15 protein-coding genes are annotated in these 18,550 nt (G+C 64.4%); 10 read left to right on the top strand and 5 right to left on the bottom strand.

The features are described 5' to 3' along the window. The first annotated feature begins 76 nt into the window (after nt 1-76). The 3 genes from AC0ZT5_RS27325 (at nt 77) to AC0ZT5_RS27315 (ending at nt 2,160) form a co-directional block, all read left to right on the top strand. The gene (locus tag AC0ZT5_RS27325) at nt 77-1,393 is read left to right on the top strand and encodes an NAD(P)H-dependent oxidoreductase (protein ID WP_488498965.1); all 1,317 of its coding nucleotides are present in this window, start codon (nt 77-79) and stop codon (nt 1,391-1,393) included. 132 nt (nt 1,394-1,525) lie between these two features. Next, the gene (locus tag AC0ZT5_RS27320; protein ID WP_488498964.1) at nt 1,526-1,768 is read left to right on the top strand and encodes a type II toxin-antitoxin system VapB family antitoxin; all 243 of its coding nucleotides are present in this window, start codon (nt 1,526-1,528) and stop codon (nt 1,766-1,768) included. Further along, complete coding sequence (locus AC0ZT5_RS27315; RefSeq protein ID WP_488498963.1) at nt 1,768-2,160, top strand: type II toxin-antitoxin system VapC family toxin; 393 nt, start codon at nt 1,768-1,770, stop codon at nt 2,158-2,160. Before AC0ZT5_RS27320 ends, AC0ZT5_RS27315 begins: the two co-directional genes overlap by 1 nt. Nucleotides 2,161-2,172: 12 nt before the next feature. Here AC0ZT5_RS27315 and proC read toward each other — a convergent pair whose 3' ends face one another. From proC to AC0ZT5_RS27300, 3 genes are all read right to left on the bottom strand, one after another. Then, the gene (gene proC, locus AC0ZT5_RS27310; protein WP_488498962.1) at nt 2,173-2,988 is read right to left on the bottom strand and encodes a pyrroline-5-carboxylate reductase; all 816 of its coding nucleotides are present in this window, start codon (nt 2,986-2,988) and stop codon (nt 2,173-2,175) included. An 80-nt stretch (nt 2,989-3,068) separates the two neighbouring features. Then, entirely contained in the window at nt 3,069-4,394 is a 1,326-nt protein-coding gene (locus AC0ZT5_RS27305) for an O-antigen ligase family protein (protein ID WP_488498961.1), read from the bottom strand. Further along, complete coding sequence (locus AC0ZT5_RS27300) at nt 4,363-5,361, bottom strand: glycosyltransferase family 2 protein (RefSeq protein ID WP_488498960.1); 999 nt, start codon at nt 5,359-5,361, stop codon at nt 4,363-4,365. The genes AC0ZT5_RS27305 and AC0ZT5_RS27300 overlap by 32 nt, the downstream gene beginning before the upstream one ends. A gap of 171 nt (nt 5,362-5,532) precedes the next feature. Between AC0ZT5_RS27300 and AC0ZT5_RS27295 the strand changes: the two genes are divergently transcribed. From AC0ZT5_RS27295 to AC0ZT5_RS27285, 3 genes are read left to right on the top strand one after another with little or no spacing between them, the layout of a single operon-like run. After that, nucleotides 5,533-6,705, top strand: a complete 1,173-nt coding sequence (locus AC0ZT5_RS27295; RefSeq protein WP_488498959.1) for a glycosyltransferase family 4 protein — start codon at nt 5,533-5,535, stop codon at nt 6,703-6,705. Continuing rightward, nucleotides 6,702-7,496 carry a WecB/TagA/CpsF family glycosyltransferase gene (locus AC0ZT5_RS27290; RefSeq protein WP_488498958.1) on the top strand — a complete coding sequence of 265 codons (795 nt, stop codon included), beginning with the start codon at nt 6,702-6,704 and terminating at the stop codon, nt 7,494-7,496. Before AC0ZT5_RS27295 ends, AC0ZT5_RS27290 begins: the two co-directional genes overlap by 4 nt. Further along, complete coding sequence (locus AC0ZT5_RS27285; protein ID WP_488498957.1) at nt 7,493-8,416, top strand: DUF6492 family protein; 924 nt, start codon at nt 7,493-7,495, stop codon at nt 8,414-8,416. The genes AC0ZT5_RS27290 and AC0ZT5_RS27285 overlap by 4 nt, the downstream gene beginning before the upstream one ends. Before the next feature lie 62 nt (nt 8,417-8,478). Here the strand turns inward: AC0ZT5_RS27285 and AC0ZT5_RS27280 are convergent, their stop codons facing one another. Next, nucleotides 8,479-9,777 (bottom strand): lipopolysaccharide biosynthesis protein, encoded by a 1,299-nt coding sequence (locus AC0ZT5_RS27280; RefSeq protein ID WP_488498956.1) that lies wholly within the window; start codon nt 9,775-9,777, stop codon nt 8,479-8,481. 200 nt (nt 9,778-9,977) lie between these two features. On the opposite strand from AC0ZT5_RS27280, the gene AC0ZT5_RS27275 reads away from it, so the two are divergent. The 4 genes from AC0ZT5_RS27275 to AC0ZT5_RS27260 all read left to right on the top strand — a co-directional run bounded on the left by AC0ZT5_RS27275 (nt 9,978) and on the right by AC0ZT5_RS27260 (nt 16,610). Beyond that, nucleotides 9,978-12,653 (top strand): GNVR domain-containing protein, encoded by a 2,676-nt coding sequence (locus AC0ZT5_RS27275; RefSeq protein WP_488498955.1) that lies wholly within the window; start codon nt 9,978-9,980, stop codon nt 12,651-12,653. Between the two features lie 247 nt (nt 12,654-12,900). After that, entirely contained in the window at nt 12,901-13,800 is a 900-nt protein-coding gene (gene folD / locus AC0ZT5_RS27270; RefSeq protein ID WP_488498954.1) for a bifunctional methylenetetrahydrofolate dehydrogenase/methenyltetrahydrofolate cyclohydrolase FolD, read from the top strand. 56 nt (nt 13,801-13,856) lie between these two features. Next, complete coding sequence (locus tag AC0ZT5_RS27265) at nt 13,857-14,819, top strand: GlxA family transcriptional regulator (RefSeq protein WP_013530232.1); 963 nt, start codon at nt 13,857-13,859, stop codon at nt 14,817-14,819. Between the two features lie 126 nt (nt 14,820-14,945). Then, complete coding sequence (locus AC0ZT5_RS27260) at nt 14,946-16,610, top strand: vWA domain-containing protein (RefSeq protein ID WP_488498953.1); 1,665 nt, start codon at nt 14,946-14,948, stop codon at nt 16,608-16,610. Between the two features lie 72 nt (nt 16,611-16,682). On the opposite strand, the gene edd is transcribed toward AC0ZT5_RS27260, so the two are convergent. Further along, a complete protein-coding gene (edd, locus tag AC0ZT5_RS27255) occupies nt 16,683-18,506 on the bottom strand; it encodes a phosphogluconate dehydratase (protein ID WP_488498952.1) in 1,824 nt (607 codons plus the stop codon). Nucleotides 18,507-18,550: the final 44 nt, after the last annotated feature.

Genomic DNA, 18,550 nt, shown 5'->3' with positions numbered 1-18,550 from the left:
CTTGCGGTTTTGTTGGCAAAAGGGGGTGTTTCCCTGCTATTGCCGCCTCCAAATCGAGAAGCATGGACGTCCCAGCATGACCAATGTCGCCCTGACCGGGCTTGCCCGCGATCTTGCCAGGCGTGCCGCCGAGGGCCGCCCGGTGCGCATCGGCGTTATCGGCTCGGGCGAGATGGGCACCGATCTGGTGACGCAAGGCATGCTGATGAAGGGCATTTCGGTCTGCGCCATCTCGACGCGCCGTCCGCACACCGCGCGCGAGGCCATCCGTATCGCCTATGGCGATGAAGCGATGGCGGTCGAAGCCGACACCGCGTCGAAAGTCACCGGCGCCATCGAGAGCGGCAAGATCGCCATCACCTCCAATGAAATGCTGGTCACCAATCCACTGATCGACGTCGTCATCGACGCGACCGGCAAGCCGGGCGTCGCCGCCGATTTCGATCTGATGGCGATGGAGCACGGCAAGCATCTGGTGATGATGAATGTCGAGGCCGACGTCACCATCGGCTGTTATCTCAAGCAGCAGGCCGACCGGCTTGGCGTCGTCTATTCGGTCGGTGCCGGTGACGAGCCGTCAAGCTGCATGGAATTGATCGAGTTTGCGTCCGCGCTCGGCTACACCATCGTCTCCGCCGGCAAGGGCAAGAACAACCCGCTCAACCACGATGCTGTGCCGGACGACTATCGCGAGGAAGCGATCCGCCGCAACATGAACCCGCGCATGCTGGTCGAGTTCGTCGACGGCTCGAAAACCATGGTCGAAATGTGCGCCATCGCCAACGCCACCGGGCTGGTGCCCGATGTCCCCGGCATGCACGGCCCGAAGGCCGATCGCGACGACCTCGCCAAAGTGCTCATTCCGCGCGAGGATGGCGGGCTGTTGTTGAAGAAAGGCGTCGTCGACTACACGGTCGGCAAGGGCGTCGCGCCCGGCGTCTTCGTCATCGTCGAGGCGACGCATCCGCGCATCATCGAGCGCATGGACGATCTGCATATCGGCCACGGCCCCTACTACAGCCTGTTCCGGCCGTATCATCTGACCTCGCTGGAAGTGCCGTTGACCGCCGCCCGCATCGTGCTTTTCGGCAAGCCCGACATGGTGCCGCTGCCAAGGCCAGTGGCCGAAGTGTGCGCCGTCGCCAAGCGCGATCTCGCCGCCGGCGAAACCTTCGATGCGATCGGCGAGACCTGCTACCGCTCCTGGACCATGACCGTCGGCGACGCTCGCGCCCAGCGCGCTGTGCCGGTCGGCCTGCTCGAGGGTGGCAAGGTGCTGAAGCCGGTCAGGAAAGGCGAATTGCTGACCGCCGACAATGCCGCGCCCGATCAGACCACCAGGCTGTTCGCCTTGCGCCGGCTGCAGGACGAGATGCTGTACGGGAAAGCTTGATCCCGAAGCGAAAGGTCCGCGTTGGCCAAATGTGGGAATCGGTCTTCGGAAAGATCGTGCCCGAGCAGGCCGTTGTGGCGCTGTCATGACAAATGCACTATATTGTAGTGACAAATCGCTGAGGATCGGCCAATGAACCTCCAGATCAGGGACCCGCGTGCGCGTGAACTAGCACGGCGGCTCGCCGCCAAACGCAAGATTTCCATGACCGAGGCAGTCATCGAAGCGCTGGAATCCGAGCTGAAGCGGGAAAGCGGGCGCATTCCCCTGGCGGATCGGCTGGCTGCCATTGCCAACGATTTCAAGGCCAAGGCGGGCCAGGGCGGCCGGCCTGTAAGCAAGGACGAAATCGACGACATGTGGGGACACCCCTGATGTTCGTCGACACCTCGGTGGTTGTCGCAATTCTTTCGGCAGAAGGGGATGCCGGCGAGTGGAGCAATCGCATCGAGGCCGCCCCCCATAGGATTACCTCCCCTCTGGTAGTACTTGAAGCGGCGATGCGGCTTTCCACCATGCTTGCCGTCGAACCTGTCGTCGCGGAAGCGGCGATAGAGGCTTTTCTGCACGAGGCTGAAATCGAAATCGTGCCGATCGACGCCGGCGACGCCAAGCTCGCGATCCAGGCCTTTTCAGACTACGGAAAGGGACGTGGGCATCCCGCTCAGCTCAACCTTGCCGATTGCCTATCTTATGCCTGCGCGAAGAGCCACAGCTTAGCCCTACTCTACAAGGGCAATGACTTCTCGCACACAGATCTCGCCTAGCTGGACGTTCGCTTACTTCCCCAGCTCGACCGACCGCAGCCGCGCCGCCTCCACCGCTTCGGTGAGAAGACGAGTCAGCCGGTCCTCGCCCATTAGCACGCCGAGAGCGGCTGCCGTCGTGCCGTTGGGGCTGGTCACCTGCTGGCGCAGCACGGCCGGCTCCTCGCCGCTTTCGGCGGCGAGCGAGGCAGCGCCGTAGACGGTCTGCATGGCGAGCAGCTTGGCGGTCGCCGTCGGCAGTCCGGCCTTCTCGGCGGCGACAGTCAGCGCCTCGATGAAATGGAAGATGTAAGCCGGCCCCGATCCGGACACGGCGGTCACCGCATCCATCAGGCTCTCGTCTTCGATGGTTGCCACTTCGCCGCTCGCCGACAAAAGGTCGGCGACGAAACGCTTGGTGTCGTCGGAGACCAGCCTGTTGGAAAACACCACCATCATGCCCTTGCCGATCGAAGCGGGCGTGTTGGGCATGCAGCGCACGATCGGCGCGCGGCTGCCCAGGATCTCCTCGAAGGTGGCTGCCGGTGTCCCGGCTGCGATGCTGACGAAGGTGGTGCGGCCGTCGCCGAAGCGCTTGTAGGCGGCCGTCACGTCGCGGATCACCTGCGGCTTCACCGCGATGACGACGAGATCGGGCAAGGCATCGGCCGGAATGCCGCCGGCATCGGCTGATGTGCCGCAACCCAGCACTGCTGCGCGATTGCGCAGGTCGGCATTGGGCTCGACCACGAACACCGCCGATGGTTGAAGCTTGCCAGATTTCAGCCAGCCCGAGAGCATGGCGTAACCCATATTGCCGCAGCCGGCGAGAACAAGCCTGATCGTCATGGAAACCCTCCGAAGGAAGGCCTTCACATAGACGCAAGCGGTTCGGTGGGGAAGCCCCGTCAGGACGGGCGGGAAGGCCGCTAGCCGCGATCGGGGTCGCGCACTGCCATCGGCCGCAGCGATACGTGCCTCAGGCCGAGCACGCCGAGCACGAAGAAAAGCCAGACCGGGTCGCCGCGGTGGAAGAAGAAGCTCTCGAGGAAGGCGTTCAGCGCGGTGAACAGCACCACCATCATGAAGAAGTCGCCGAGATAGATGTTTTCCTTGCGCAGCGGGATGCGCATGTAGTCGCGCATCGGCGCGATGAGGAAGGTGTAGACCGCGACGCAAAGTGCCGGAATGCCCATCAGCACGGCGATGTCGAGATAGCCGTCATGGCCGTGCACGATGGTCCGGATGTCCCACGGCCGGTCGAAGGGCTGGTCCTGGTTGAGCAGCAGCGACGTTCCCCAGAAGCTTTCATAGCCGTAGCCGGTCCATGGTTTCTTCGCCAGCATGGAGCCGGCAAACTCCCACAGCGTCGTTCGCCCGGTATAGGTGAGGTCGGGGAAATAGATCGCCGCCAGATGTTTCACCGGCGGCAGGAAGACGATGCCGAGCGTGCCGACCGCCGTGCCGATCATCGCCAGCGCAAACAGGACCGGCGTGCCGAGCCGCATGCCCATCAGGCTCGGAAACATGACGATCAGGATCGAGAACGGCACCAGGCCGGCCGTCGTCTTGGAGCCGGTGTGCAGCATGAAGATCATCGCCGCGCAGAAGATCGCCCCGCCCCAAAGCCGCTGCCCGCGCCGGTAGAGATACAGGCCCGCGAAACTGAAACAGGCCATGATCGGGCCGGCGATGTTCTTGTGGGTGAACACACCGCGCCACAGGCCGGCATGTTCGGGCTCCTGCGAGTCCGCGGTGTGCATGGCTTCGTGCGGAAAGACGATGAGGCCGAGATAGGACAGGCCCATGACCACGACGGCGGTGAAGATGATGACCTTCGAGAAGGCTTCGGCGTCGCGCGGCAAGACCAGTATCGTCGCCATCGTCAAAATGCCGATCAGCGTGAACGAGGCGGCACGCATCGCCGTGGGCGGGTCGGTTGCCAGCACCACCGACAGGAAAAAGAAGCCCAACATCAGCACCCAGGACGGGCTGAGCAGCGAGCGCACCACGCGCGGATCGGCAAAGGCCATCAGCGAGAAGATCGACATGGCGCCGAGCGAGCCGAAGCCAAGTTGGTTGACGATGTCGCCGCCTTCGCCGGTCAGTTCGGCGCCGGCCGGCTGGAACGGGCGGAAGGACACCATGATGACGGTGAACAGCAGTGCTGCGATCGCGGTCGCCACGCCTTCGCGCGTGAACGCGGCGCTGAGCGGCGCGCGCTCAGTTTTTCTCAGGCTGGCGGTATTGCTCATTGACATATCCGAATTCGGCCAGCACGCGGCCCAGCGCGACATGGACGGGGTAGATGGCGATCGCCGGCGATCCTGTCCGCGCCAGCCGGAGTATGCCGCGAAACGGCGAGGCGGCAAGCAGCGCCAGGCTCTTCAGCAACACCATGGCGCCGGCCAGCGGCGTGCCGGCGCGTTTCTTCTTTTCGACCAGTGTCGAGATCACGCCGTTGCGCAGGCTGCGGGCACGGATCCAGTCGGCCTCGACGCGCCGGGCCGGAACGGTTTCATGCACTTGTCCCTCGGCGCACCAGCCCAGCACAAAGCCTCTCTGTGCGGACCGGCTGAGAAAATCGGAATCACCGCCGCCCATGAAGTTGAATTTCAGATCGAGAAAGGGCGGACCCATGGCGATCAGAACGTTGCGTCCGACCAAAAGATTGCCGGACGAATAGAGCGCCGGCACGCGTCCGGTTTCCCGGTAGGGCGGCGCGAACACCGGATGCTCGGCCCATTTCGCATGGGCGGGGTCGGCAAAGTCGGGCACCTGCGGACCGCCGACGATATCGGCGCCGAGCGTTTCGGCTGCTCCGCACATCCGTTCCAGCCATTGCGGATCGGCGGTCTCGTCATCATCGATGACCAGCAGATGCCTGAAGTTGGGGAATTGCAGGATCGCTGTCTGCCAGCCGGCATTGTAGGCGCTGCAATTGCCGCGCTGATGGGCGATGATGACCAGACCTGAAATCTCGCCGCGCTCGAACAGCGGCACCGTCGCCTTGGCGCCGGCACGCGCTTCGGCTTCATTTTCCATGACGATGACGGCAAAGCGTCGGCCGGTTTGCTGCGCACGCAGCGACGCCAGCGTTTCCAGCACCTGCTCGGGCCGCTTGAAGGTCGGCAAGGTGACGACGACTTCGACAGCCTCAACGTCAAGCCGGGGCGAGCGCCCCGCGATCGATACCGAACCGTCCGATGGCAAAGGGATCATCCGTGTCCAGCCACATGGTGAGTTGGGTTCTGGTAGCACCACGGTGATAAGGTTTCGTTAATCACCTTGCACGGAGAAGCCTGCCAGGCAGCGGCTTTCGCTCGTCGATTGTGCTCGCTTAATCAAGGGTTCACCGCACTTTGCTACCGGCTACACCACAGGATAGGTGAGATGCATCTGCTGTTCGCCACATCGATCGTGCCCGACGGCGCTCTTGCCTCGGGCTATGAGATCGCCAACGCTGCAATCATCGCTGCTTTGCGGCGCGCTGGCGCGCGCGTCACCGTCATCGGCTTCACCTGGCCGGGAAAGCCCGCAGACGACCCCGAAAACACCGTGGTGCTGGGTGCGATCGACGTGCGCACGGACACAGCCTCTGCACAACAAAAGCTGGCCTGGGTCGGCAAGGCGCTGCTCTCAGGCCTCACCTTCGCCTCGGTCAAGTTGCGCGCAGTGCCCGACAGCGACGTTCTCGCCGCGGTCGCACGCGCCGGTCCGTTCGACGGCTATGTGTTGAATTCCGTGCAGTTCGCCGGCGCCTTCGAAAAGTTGTTCGCCGACCAGCCCTCGATCTTCGTCGCCCACAATGTCGAGCATCTTTCGGCGCAGGAGAATGCCGCTGCCGCCGGCAGCCTCTTCCAGCGCCTGCTGTTTCGCCGCGAGGCGAAGTTGCTCGAGACCATGGAAGAGCGTCTCTGCCGCGGCGCGCGCTTCATCTTCACGCTGGCCGAGGAAGACCGCGCTGCACTCGGTGTCGCCTCCGACGACCGCTCGGCGGTGCTGCCTTTGGTGACGGGAGCGCAGGCGCCGACCGAGGAAGCTTTGCGCCGCATCGACTGCGAGGCAGCGCTGATCGGCACCTGGACCTGGCAGCCGAACCGTATCGGCCTGGACTGGTTCCTGGGCAAGGTGGTGCCGCATCTGCGGCCCGGTTTCCGCATCCGCATCGCCGGCAGCATGCCTTCGGGCGTCACGTCGAAGCATCCCGGTGTCGAATTCGTCGGCCGTGTGCCGGATGCGCAGGCTTTCGTGCGCAGTGCTGCCGTCATCCCGCTGATCAGCACCGCTGGCAGCGGCGTCCAGTTGAAGACCATCGAGACCTTCGAGCTCGGCCTGCCCTCCGTCGCCACCAGCCGCTCGCTGCGCGGCATCGATCATCGCCCGGCCAATTGTGTCGTTACCGACGATCCGGCCGATTTTGCCCGGGCCCTGGAGGCCGCGGCAGCCGTCATCCATGACGTCGACGGCAGCGCTTTCCGTCGGTTGCAGGTCAAGGCGCTCGATGCCGCCATCCGGCTCGGCCTCGAAAAGCTCCGGCCGGTCAGGCAGGAGGCGTTTGCATGAACATGCATGCCGCCCGCACCCCGTCGGGGCTCGACACTTCGAAGACGATCCTCGGTATCCCGGTGCTCGCCATCCGCTGGAACGATGCGGTCGGCCTGCTGAACCGCCTGATTGCCGAGCGGCGCTTCACCAAGGTCAGTTTCCTCAACGCCCACAACGCCAACCTCGCCTCCACCGACCCGGTCTTTGCCGACGCGCTCGATGATTTCCTCATCCTGCCCGACGGCATCGGTGTCGATCTGGCGGCGAAACTTCTTTATGGGGCGCCGTTTCCGGATAATCTCAACGGCACCGATTTCGTCCCCGCCTTCCTGCAGGCCGCGACGACGCCCCTGACGGTCGGGCTGCTCGGCGCGACGCGCGTCAACGCCGAAGCGGCGTCGGCCAAGCTTGCAGCACTTGCCGTGCAACACAGGTTCGTGGTCATCCATGACGGCTATTTCTCGCCTGCCGAGGAGGCGGGAATAGTCGATAGGATCGAAGAATTGCGGCCGGACGTGTTGCTCGTCGCCATGGGCGTGCCGCGCCAGGAATTGTGGATCGCACGCCATATCGACGCGCGTCACTGCACGCTGCCGATCGCCGTCGGCGCATTGCTCGATTTCCTCAGCGGCGCGGTACCGCGGGCGCCCTTGTGGATGCGCCGGCTGCGGCTCGAATGGCTGTTTCGGTTGGCTGTCGAACCCGGTCGATTGTGGCGCCGCTACGTGGTCGGCAATCCCTTGTTCCTGCTGCGCGTCGTCAGGCAGAAACTCTCGCGTACGTCGGCAGCTGCGGGAGACATCCATTGAACAGCCGGTTCGTCCCAGGCGCCGCGATCGAGCCAAGCTCGCTTCGGCAGGTATCGACGGCGGCAATAGTGACGGCAAGCTATGCGCCGGATTTCGAGCGTTGCCGGCTGTTATGCGAAACGCTTGACCGCCACGTCTCGGGCGCGGCGCACCACTATATCCTTGTCGAACATCGCGATATCAAGCTTTTTCGTCAGTTGGAGAACGGCCGTCGCAGCATCGTCGATGAGCGGGAATTGCTGCCGCGTTGGCTGCATGCCTTCGACGATCCGCTCAGCCTGTTTCGCCGGCGTGTCTGGCTCAGCCTGAAGACGCAGCCGTTGCGCGGCTGGCACGTGCAGCAATTGCGCCGTATCGCGATATCAGCGCATGCCGGGGAAGACGTCCTGATCTTCTGCGATTCCGACGTCGCCTTCCTCAAACCTTTCGACTGCGGCGCCTTCTGGCGCGAGGGCAAGGCGCGGCTGTTCCGCCGCGACGGGGTGCTGGCGGACGAGGGGCATGAGGAGCATCGCATCTGGTCGCGCAACGCCGGTGCGGCACTCGGTATCGACCCGTCCCGGACATCGGTCCATGACTATATCTCGACGCTGATCGCGTGGCGGCGTGACACCGTGCTGGCCATGTGCGGCGAGATCGAGAAGGTCCATGCGCGTGCCTGGGTCGAGGTTGTCGGCTCGGCGCGCAAGTTCTCCGAATGCATGATCTACGGCCGCTATGTCGACGATCTGCTGGAGGGTGCCGGCCACTTCCACGCTTCGGAGGAGTTCTGCCGCGTCCACTGGACCGGGCAAGCGCTCTCGGACGACGAGTTCCGCCGCTTCGTCGCCGCCATGGCGCCGGAGCAGGTGGCAATCGGCATGCAGTCTTTCATCGGCACCGATATCGGCCGCATCCGCCGTCTGATCGGGCTTGACTAAACCCTGATCCCGAAAACTGGGACCCGGTTTTCGGTAGAGATCATGCCCGAACGAAGCGGGTCCTAGACCGGCTTTGCCGGCTTGCGCATCGCCGAATAGGTAAGCAGCGTCGAGGCAAGATACAGAAGCAGGAAGACGACATTGAGTGACAGCACCAGGTTCGGCGTGTCGAGGATGGTCGTCAGCACATAGGTCAGCAGCACCGCCTTCAGCCCGGCAAGCAGTCCCAGATTGAGCGCTCGCACCAGCGTCTGGCCGCGGGCGAACAGCAGCTCGGCCTGGTATTCGACCAGATTGCGCAGTCCCGGGACGCAGATCGCCAGCGCCACCAGAGGGGCGGCCTCGGCGACGTTCTTGCCGAGCGCATTGGGGAAGAAATGCAGCACGATGCCAAGCGTCAACAGCGCCAGCGTCGAGACCGCGAAAACGCCGCCTTCAATGCCGCTCTTGACCGCCAGCCGTGACAGCAGCTCCGGCGCGCGCATCATGCGCTGCACCAGCATCATCGAGAAGGTGCGGATCGGAATGGCCGTCAAGTCGACCAGCCGCATGATGATGGCGTAGATACCGGCCAGATGCGGTCCGCCGATCGCCAGGACCAGCAGCTTGTCGAACTCCATCTGCAGGTAGAACAGCACTTCGGCCCCAGCCACGTAGATGGAGTCGGCCAACCGCCGGAGATAAAGCTCGATGCGCAGCCGCAAGCGCTGGCGCGGGTAGAAGAAACCGAAGGCGATCACCAGCGAGGCGGCATTGGCACCGATGTAGAACCACGACCATATCCAGACGCTGTGTTGCGCCCAGAACATGAACAGCACCGCGCCGAGCGCCCGCAGCGCCGTCGCCAGGATTGCCAGCAGCGCGGCGCGGCCGAACTTGCCCAGGCCATTGTTGACGATCAGCGCCACCTCCACCGGCCGCCACAACAGCGCTTCGGCAAAGACGATTGCCGCAAACACCGACAGCGGCACGGTGTCGGCGAAGAAGATCAGGTAGACGCCGAACGAGGCCGCGGCCAGCAGCGGCAGCGACAGCAGGCCGAGCAGCAGGAAGCCGGCGGTGAAGGTGCCGATCAGATTGGGGCGGATGGTGGCCGTGCGATAGAGCGCCGAGATGAAACCGAAGGCGAGGATGCGCGACAGCATGACGCCGGCCGCTGATGCGGTGGCAAACATGCCGAACTCGGAAATCGACAGCGTGTTGGCCAGCGCGATGAAATAGGCGAGTGAGAACACCAGTCGCCCGCCGGCGCCGCTGATCGCCGAGAAATAGTCGCGCAGCAGCCCCCGTCGTTCGGCCAAAAAAGTGCCGATCCGGGCGAGGGTTGGCCGCCTTTGCGGTATGTCACTGGCTTGCGTCATATCTCCAGGGAGAGCTTAGGTCGGAAAACTTAACGTGCCGTTCTGGAGCCCAGAGGCGTGTTGAAAAATAGGTGCTGGCGGAGGGAGAAACGGCGACTTCGGCGGGCGAAAATTAACCTTTTGTTTTCCATGCCTGTTTAGCGTGGTTTAACGAATGGCGAAGCGCCGTTTGCAGGCCGCCAAGGGTAAAGCTCCAGACGATGGTCGACAGGGAAAACCGTGAAGACTGGAAGCGCGAGCGTTCGCTGCTGGCGCTTGGCAAGGCTGTGCGCGGCGACGACGAACCCGACGCCTCCCTGGTCTCGATCGGGGACCGGGCGGACCCGTCATGGCGCGAGGATGCCGCCACGCGTCATCGTCTCGCCCGGTCACAGCGCGAAGCGCGGACGAACCCTTCGCAGCGCGAGGCGCTGTCGAATCCAAAGCTGTCGGACGCCGTTGCAACAGATGGATATCAGGCTGGCTATGAGCCAGCTTCGTCTGCGCAGGTGCCGCCTGAAGGCGGTCGATCCGCCGACGATTTTTCAGCAACCAGGTCGGCATCATCGGACTACGCGCAAACCACGTCACGGACTGCTGAAACCGCAGGCACCACCTATCGCCCCGATCGCACATCCGAACCTTACCATTCAGGCGACGCGCGGGCGTCCCACAACGAGGGCGCGGACAGCCAGCAATGGAAGCCGCTGATCGATCCGATGCAGGTCGTCCGCGGCGTTGGCAAGTCGAAGCTGCTGATCGTGGCGACGACGATACTGGGTGCCGGGCTCGGCATCGCCATCGCGCTGTCGACGCCGAAGAAATACGAAGCCACCACGGAACTGATCGTCGATCCGCGCGACCTGAAGCTCACCGACCGCGACCTCACCCAATCGGTCGTCGCCTCCGACGCCACGCTGGCCATCGTCGAAAACCAGGTCCGGGTGCTGACGTCCGGCACCGTTTTGAACAAGGTCGTCGACAAGCTCAATCTCGTCAACGACCCGGAATTCAATGGGCAGGGCGGCGGCGGCCTCGGCGTCATGTCGCTCATCCGCTCAGTGCTTTCACGCCACGACTGGCCGGGCGGTGTCGACGAGACCCGCCGCCGGGCGCTTACGGTCGGCAATCTGGGCGAGAGCCTTTCGGTTGAGCGCGGCGGCAAGACCTTCGTCATCACCGTCAGCGCCACCACGCAGAATGGCGAGAAATCGGCTCTCATCGCCAACACGATGACGGATGTCTTCCTGCAGACTTTCGGTCAGATCCAGTCCGATACCGCCGGCCGCGCCACCGACGAACTGACGGCCAGACTTGATGAATTGCGCAAGGGCGTCGAGGCGGCGGAACGCAAGGTCGAGGATTTCAGGGCCACGCACGACCTCGTCGACGCGCAGGGCCACCTCATCAGCGACGACGAGATGCTGAAGCTCAACGAGCAGTTGTCGGTTGCACGCGCCCGCACGCTGGAACTCAATGCCCGGGCGGCTTCGGCGCGTTCGGTCGACGTCAACTCGGTTCTCACCGGCACCTTGCCGGAGGAGATCAACTCCAACACGATGAGCGATCTGCGTTCGCAGTATGCGTCGCTCAAGCAGGAGGCTGATCGCGCCGCGATCCGGTTTGGTCCGCGGCATCCCGAACTCCAGGCGCTCAATGCCCAGCTTGCCGGCGCACGCGACCGCATCGCCGCGGAACTGCGTCGCATCGGCTCGTCGCTGCAGGTCGACCTCAAGCGCGCGGTCCAGCTCGAACAGGATCTCGCCTCTCGGCTGGCGCGGCTGAAGGTCCGCAGCGGCGACGTCAACAGCGACCTGGTCTCGATGCGCGAACTGGAGCGCGAGGCCACCGCCAAGCGTTCCGTCTATGAACAGTATCTGCTGCGCGCCAAGGAGACCGGCGAGCAGAAGGACATCAACACCGCCAACATCAATGTGATCTCGAAGGCCTTCGCGCCGCTCGAGCCGAACGGGCCGTCGCGGGTCGTGGTGGCGGTTGCCGGCCTGTTGCTGGGCTTTGCCTCCGGCGTTGGCCTCGGCGCCATGCGTGGCGCCTATGAGAGCTTGCGTGACACCGCGACATCGCGCTCGCGCCGCGACAGCAGCATGGACGAACGCCGGACGCCTTACGAAGACAAGGCATATCAGGCAGCACCGCCACCAAAGCCGCCAGCACCGCAGCCAGCGGCACCGCCACCAGCACCGCCCCCGCCACCGCCTGCACCACCCCCGCCTCTTCAGCAGGTTGACATCACGCCAACCGAAGGTCCCGGTCGCATCAGTGCGTTGCTGTCGAAGCTGCGCAAGGCGATGTCCCGCAAGCAGTCCCCGCAGGACACCATCGATACCGATGAATGGGTCTCACCCTTTGCCGATGGGAAGCCAACGGAAGATTTGACGCACCCCGCCTATTCCCAGTCGGCAGCGGCCTTTGCGCCTCCTCAGCCGGCTGCCGCAGCAGCCTATCCGCCGCCACCTTTCCGGCCCGGCGGCCACGTTCCCTATCCGCAACAGGCGGCGCAGCCGCCATTGCCTCCCCACATGGTGCCGCAACGACCGTATTCGGGTCCGCAGGCCTATCCCTATGGGCAGCCGATAGGCCTTCCGCAGGCGCAGCACTGGCAGGTGCCACAGCAGCCGGGCTATCCCTATCCGCAGCCCATGCCCCATGCCGGGCAGATGCCTTATCCGCCCCAGCCCGCTTCCGCGCCTTATCCGCAACAGCCCGCCTCACCGCAGCAGGCAGCTCAGCCTGACGAGCCATCGGTGGCGGCGCCGCGGGCCGCGGACGATGTCGAACCGCACGCGCCGATCGACGAGATCCGCGCCAGCCTGCGCGAATTCCGCGAAGCGGTCCGCGAACTTACCGAGACCCGCGCGCGCCGCCGCTACTTCTGAGCCACAAAATAAGTCGCGCTGCCGAACAAAAACATGCCGGTTTCGCGTAAACGGCATGGGACGGCGCTTTGACGGGATTGCGTGTTGGAATTTTCGTGAAAATGCCGCGCTGCATGGTGCCGAAGGCACGCTCCGGGGCTTGACCCGGGGCGCGGGTTTCGCGGCATGCGTCAGACAAGGATCCAGGGTGCCGCATTCATGTTTTCGAATGCGGCCGCTTGGGTGGAACGGTGTTGAAGGGTGGTCCATGGCCGAAGTGATTGATGGGAAGAGCGTCGCCGAAGACGTGGTGCGGACGGTCAAGACCCTGACGGCCGACCTTGTCGCGAAAGGCAAGGCCAAGCCCGGTCTTGCCGTGGTCATCGTCGGTGAAGATCCGGCCAGCCAGGTCTATGTCGCTTCCAAGTCGCGCACCGCCAAGGAATGCGGCTTTCATTCCGTCCAGCACACGCTGCCGGCCGAAACCTCCGAACCGGCATTGCTGAAGATCATCGGCGACCTCAACGCCGATCCCGCCATCAACGGCATCCTGGTACAGCTTCCGCTGCCCGCCCATATCGACGCCGGCAAGATCATCCAGACCATCGCGCCGGAAAAGGATGTCGATGGCTTCCATTTCATCAATGTCGGCAAGCTCGGCACCGGCGAACTCGAGACCGCCTTCGTGCCTTGCACGCCGGCCGGCTCAATGCTCCTGATCGAGCGCGTGCGCGGCAAGGACCTGTCCGGCCTCAACGCGGTCGTCGTCGGCCGCTCCAACATCGTCGGCAAGCCGATGGCCAACCTCCTGCTTGCCGCCAACTGCACCGTCACCATCGCCCACAGCCGCACCAGGGACCTGCCGGCGCTTGCCCGCACCGCCGACATTCTCGTCGCAGCGGTCGGTCGGCCGGAGATGATCAAGGGTGATTGGGTGAAGCCCGGCGCCACGGTCATCGATGTCGGTATCAACCGCATTCCGGCGCCGGAAAAGGGCGAGGGCAAGTCGCGCCTCGTCGGCGATGTCGCCTATGCCGAAGCGGCGAAGGCCGCCGGCGCCATTACGCCGGTGCCCGGTGGTGTCGGCCCGATGACCATTGCCATGCTGATGGCCAATACGTTAGCCTCAGCCTACCTTGCGGCCGGATTGAAACGGCCGTCCTTCTGACCCGCCAGAAAGCCGCAGCTTTGCCGAACCCAACTGTTCCTGTAGAACGGCCGGTCATGACGGATCCCGTTCAAGGCGGCCGGCAGTTCGCTTTCCTGCTGGTCGACAAGTTCTCGATGTTCTCGCTGGCCGCGGCGATCGATACGTTCCGGTCGGCGAACCGGTTGCTTGGCCGCGACTTCTATGGCTGGACGACCGTCTCCGCGGATGGCGATCCGGTGATGGCCTCCAATGGCCTGCCGCTGAAGATCGACTATGCCGTTGCCGACCTGCCTCCGGTCGACATCCTCTTCGTCTCGGTCGGACTGACGACGGAATTTCCCGGTAAGAGCAAGGTGCTGGCGGCGCTGCGCAGCTGGGGCCGGCGCGGCAACGCGCTCGGTGCGCTGTCGGTCGGCTCCTACCTGCTTGCCGAGGCCGGCCAGCTCGAAGGCTATCGGTGCACCATCCATTGGGAAAACCGCGCCGGCTTCGTCGAACGCTTCCCCGACATCAACTGCACGGGCAACGTCTTCGAGATCGACCGCAAGCGCTACACATGCGCCGGCGGCACCACATCGATCGACCTGATGCTGGAGATCGTGCGCGGCGATTTCGGCTCCAACCTCGCCAATGGAGTCGCCAACCAGTTCCAGCACGAACGCATCCGCTCGGCCGGCGACCGCCAGCGTGTCGGACCGGAACGCGATCTCACCGGCAAGTCGGAGAAGCTCAGGCGCATCGTCGAACTGATGGCCGACCACCTCGATGAGCCGTTGTCGGCGGTGCAACTGGCCAAATCCGCCGGCCTGTCGGTGCGACAGGTCGAGCGCCTGTTCCTGCGCCATCTCAGCGTCACGCCCGGCCGCTATTACATGCGGCTGCGGCTCGAGCGGGCGCGCGAATTGCTGCGCCAGACCAACATGCCGATCCTTGATGTTGCGATCGCCACGGGCTTCACCTCGCATTCCTATTTTGCCCAGAGCTACCGCCTGCAATTCGGCAGGCCGCCCTCGGAAGAGCGTCGCACGACCTACTGAGCGGAGATTTTCGCTTCCGCTCAAAAGTTTGACATTCCGTCCCCTCCCAGCCGCGCCCGGCCTTGTGTCCTGACGCCGCGTCAAATAGCTTCCCGCCCGGATCGGGGCGGATTTGAGGAGATTTCGATGGCGGGATTTGCACGGAGCGTCGCTGCGGCGATCCTCCTTTTGTCGATGACGACGTTCGGCTTTGCCGCAAACAAGGTCATCATCATTCTCGATGCCTCCGGTTCCATGTGGGCGCAGATTGACGGCAAGCCCAAGCTCGAAATCGCCCGTGAATCGCTGAGAACCGTGCTTCAGTCGGTTCCCGCTGACGATGAAATCGGCTTCATGGCCTATGGCCATCGCGAAAAAGGCAGCTGCGACGACATCCAGCTGATCGTGCCACCACAGGCAGGCTCGGCAAGCGCCATCTCGGCCGCCGCCGACAGCCTGAAATTCCTCGGCAAGACACCGCTGACCGCCGCCGTCAAGCAGGCGGCCGAAGCGTTGAAATACACCGAGGACAAGGCGACCGTCGTCCTCATCACCGACGGGCTGGAAACATGCGGTGGCGATCCCTGCGCGCTTGGCAAGGAACTCGAGGCGTCCGGCGTCGATTTCACCGCCGACGTCGTCGGCTTCGGCCTCACCGCCGACGAAGGCAAGCAGATCGCCTGCCTCGCCGACAACACCGGCGGCAAGTACATCCAGGCCTCCGACGAGAAGGCGTTGCAGGAGGCGCTGGTCGAGACTGTGGCGGCACCAGCGCCAGCACCTGCTCCCGAACCGGCTCCCGCCCCGACGCCTGCGCCGGAGCCCGCGAAACCGGAATTCAACTTCCAGCCGACGGTGGTGATGGCCGAAGGTGGCCAGCCGATCACCGACGGCAACGCCTGGGAGATCTACAAGGCGAACTCCGACGGCTCGCGCGGCGATTCCGTGACCACCGAGTATGGCGCCTACAACGGCAATCTCGAGCCCGGCGACTATATCGTCGTCGCACGCGACGACGAGGCCAAGGTGGAGCAGAAGGTCAAGATCGAGGCCGGCCAGGTCTACAAACCGCTTTTCACCTTGAACGCGGGCACCATGCTCATTCATCCGCGGCCGAGCCAGGGCGCCGACATCAGTGACGAGGCCCATGTCGACTTCACCTATCCCGGCGGCAACACCACCCACTATGGCGACACCAAGATCGTCGTGCCGGCGGGTGAACAGAAGGTCACGGTCCAGATCGGCAGCGGCTCGGTGGTCGAGACCATCCAGCTGACCGCCGGGCAGACGATCGAAAAGGACGTCGTCGTCGGCGTCGGGCATGTCGTGTTCAACGCCTATTATGTCACCGGAGGCGACAAGGCCGACAGTTCCGGCCTCGGCTTCCAGATCGTCAAGGCGAAGAAGAAGATCGATGGTTCACGCGACGATGTCGAGCATTCCTACGGACCGGACAGCAAGTTCTGGCTGCCGCCGGACGACTATGTCGCGCTCACCACGCTTGATCTTGCGACCGTCGAGCAGCCGTTCAGCGTCAAGGTCGGCGACAATCAGGACATCAAGGTACCGCTCGATGCCGGCGTTCTGGCCATGTCGGCCCCTGGCGCCTACTCGATCGAGGTCCTGTCGCCGAAAAAGGACATCCAGGGCAATCGCAAGGCGCTTGGCCTGAGCTATGGCGACGCCTGGCAGCAGACCATTCCGGCCGGCGACTATGTGGTCGTCCGGCACATGTCCGATGGAGGCCATGACAAGGAAATGCCGGTGACGGTCAAGGCTGGCGAGCGTACCGAGATCACCGTTACGCCATGACTGCTGTCTGACCGGTAGCAAAAAAGGGCGGCTATGAGCCGCCCCTTTTTCATCGACAGGACAATGATTTCGTCACGCCGTGCCGAAGGCGCTGGCGCCATGATCGGCACGGCCCACCAGTTGCCGGAAGCCGGCGAAAAGCTCGCGGCCGAAGCCGAATTCATTGCCGATGAGGTCGGCATCCGCCGTCCGGCGCAGTGCAAATTCGCCGGCCGGCACCAGCACTTCCAGCGTTCCCGCGTCGGCGTCGAGCCGGATGATGTCGCCGTCATGGATCCTGGCGATCGGTCCATCCTCGACTGCTTCCGGCGTGACATGGATGGCGGCCGGCACCTTGCCGGAGGCGCCCGACATGCGCCCGTCGGTGACCAGCGCCACGCGCTGGCCGCGGTCCTGCAGGATGCCGAGCACCGTGGTCAGCTTGTGCAGTTCCGGCATCCCGTTGGCCTTCGGCCCCTGGAAGCGGATGACGGCGATGAAATCACCGGTCAGCGTGCCTGCCTTGAACGCCTCGTTCAGCCCTTGCTGGCTGTCGAAGACCTTGGCCGGCGCCTCGATGATGCGCCGCTCCGGCTTTACCGCAGAGGTCTTGATGACGGCATGGCCGAGATTGCCCGACAGCACCTTGAGACCACCGGTTGCCTGGAACGCCTTTTTGAGCGGCGCCAGCACCTTTTCGTCACCGCTTTCGCGCGGCGAGGCTTCGCGCACCACGCCGCCGTCGGCGCCGAGCTTGGCCTCGACAGCATAGGGCCGCAGACCTTCTCCCCACACCGTCTGCACATCCTCGTGCAGGATGCCTTCGTCGAGCAGTTCGCGGATCAGGAAGCCGAGCCCACCCGCCGCGTGGAAGTGGTTCACGTCGGCGAGACCATTCGGGTAAACCCGCGCCAGCAGCGGCACGGCCTCCGACAGGTCGGAAATGTCCTGCCAGGTGATGGTGATGCCGGCCGCCGCCGCCATGGCGATCAGGTGGATGGTGTGATTGGTCGAGCCGCCTGTAGCATGCAGGCCGACGACGCCGTTGACGATCGAACGCTCGTCGATCATCCGGCCGACCGGGGTGTAGGCATTGCCGAGCGCGGTGATCGCCAGCGCCCGCTTCGTCGCCTCGCGGGTCAAGGCCTCGCGCAGCGGCGTGCCGGGATTGACGAAGGAAGCGCCCGGCGTGTGCAGGCCCATGATCTCCATCAGCATCTGGTTGGAATTGGCCGTGCCGTAGAAGGTGCAGGTACCAGGCCCGTGATAGGACTTGGACTCGGCCTCCAGCAGTTCGGCGCGTCCCGCCTTGCCTTCGGCATAGAGCTGGCGGACCTTGGCCTTTTCGTCGTTCGGCAGGCCGGTGGTCATCGGCCCGGCCGGAATGAACACCGCCGGCAGATGGCCGAAGGTGAGTGCGGCGATCACCAACCCTGGCACGATCTTGTCGCAGACGCCGAGATAGACGGCGGCGTCGAACATGTTGTGCGACAGGCCGATCGCCGCGGCCATGGCGATCACATCGCGCGAAAACAGCGACAGCTCCATGCCGGGCTGTCCTTGCGTGACGCCATCGCACATTGCCGGCACGCCGCCGGCCACCTGGGCGATGCCGCCGGCCTCGCGCGCCGCGTCCTTGATTAGCGCCGGAAAGGTCTCGAACGGCTGATGCGCCGACAGCATGTCGTTGTAGGAGGTGATGATGCCAAGGTTCGGCACCGTGTCCGCACCCAGCGCCAGCTTTTCCGAGGGGCTGCACACCGCAAAGCCGTGGGCGAGGTTGCCGCAGGACAGCACGGCCCGGTTGGCGGTGCGGTTCGACGCTTCGGCGATGCGGCCGAGGTAGCGGTCGCGGCCTGGTCTGGAACGCTGGCGGATGCGTTCGGTGATGGCTTCGATGTCGCGTCTGGCGGTCATGGTGTCGGTCCTTTCAGGCGAGGTCCCGGAACACAATCCGGCTG

This window comes from Mesorhizobium sp. CNPSo 4670 (assembly GCF_057784235.1).
The sequence above is the reverse complement of the archived record's forward strand: the minus strand, read 5'-3'. Positions and strand labels throughout refer to the sequence as shown.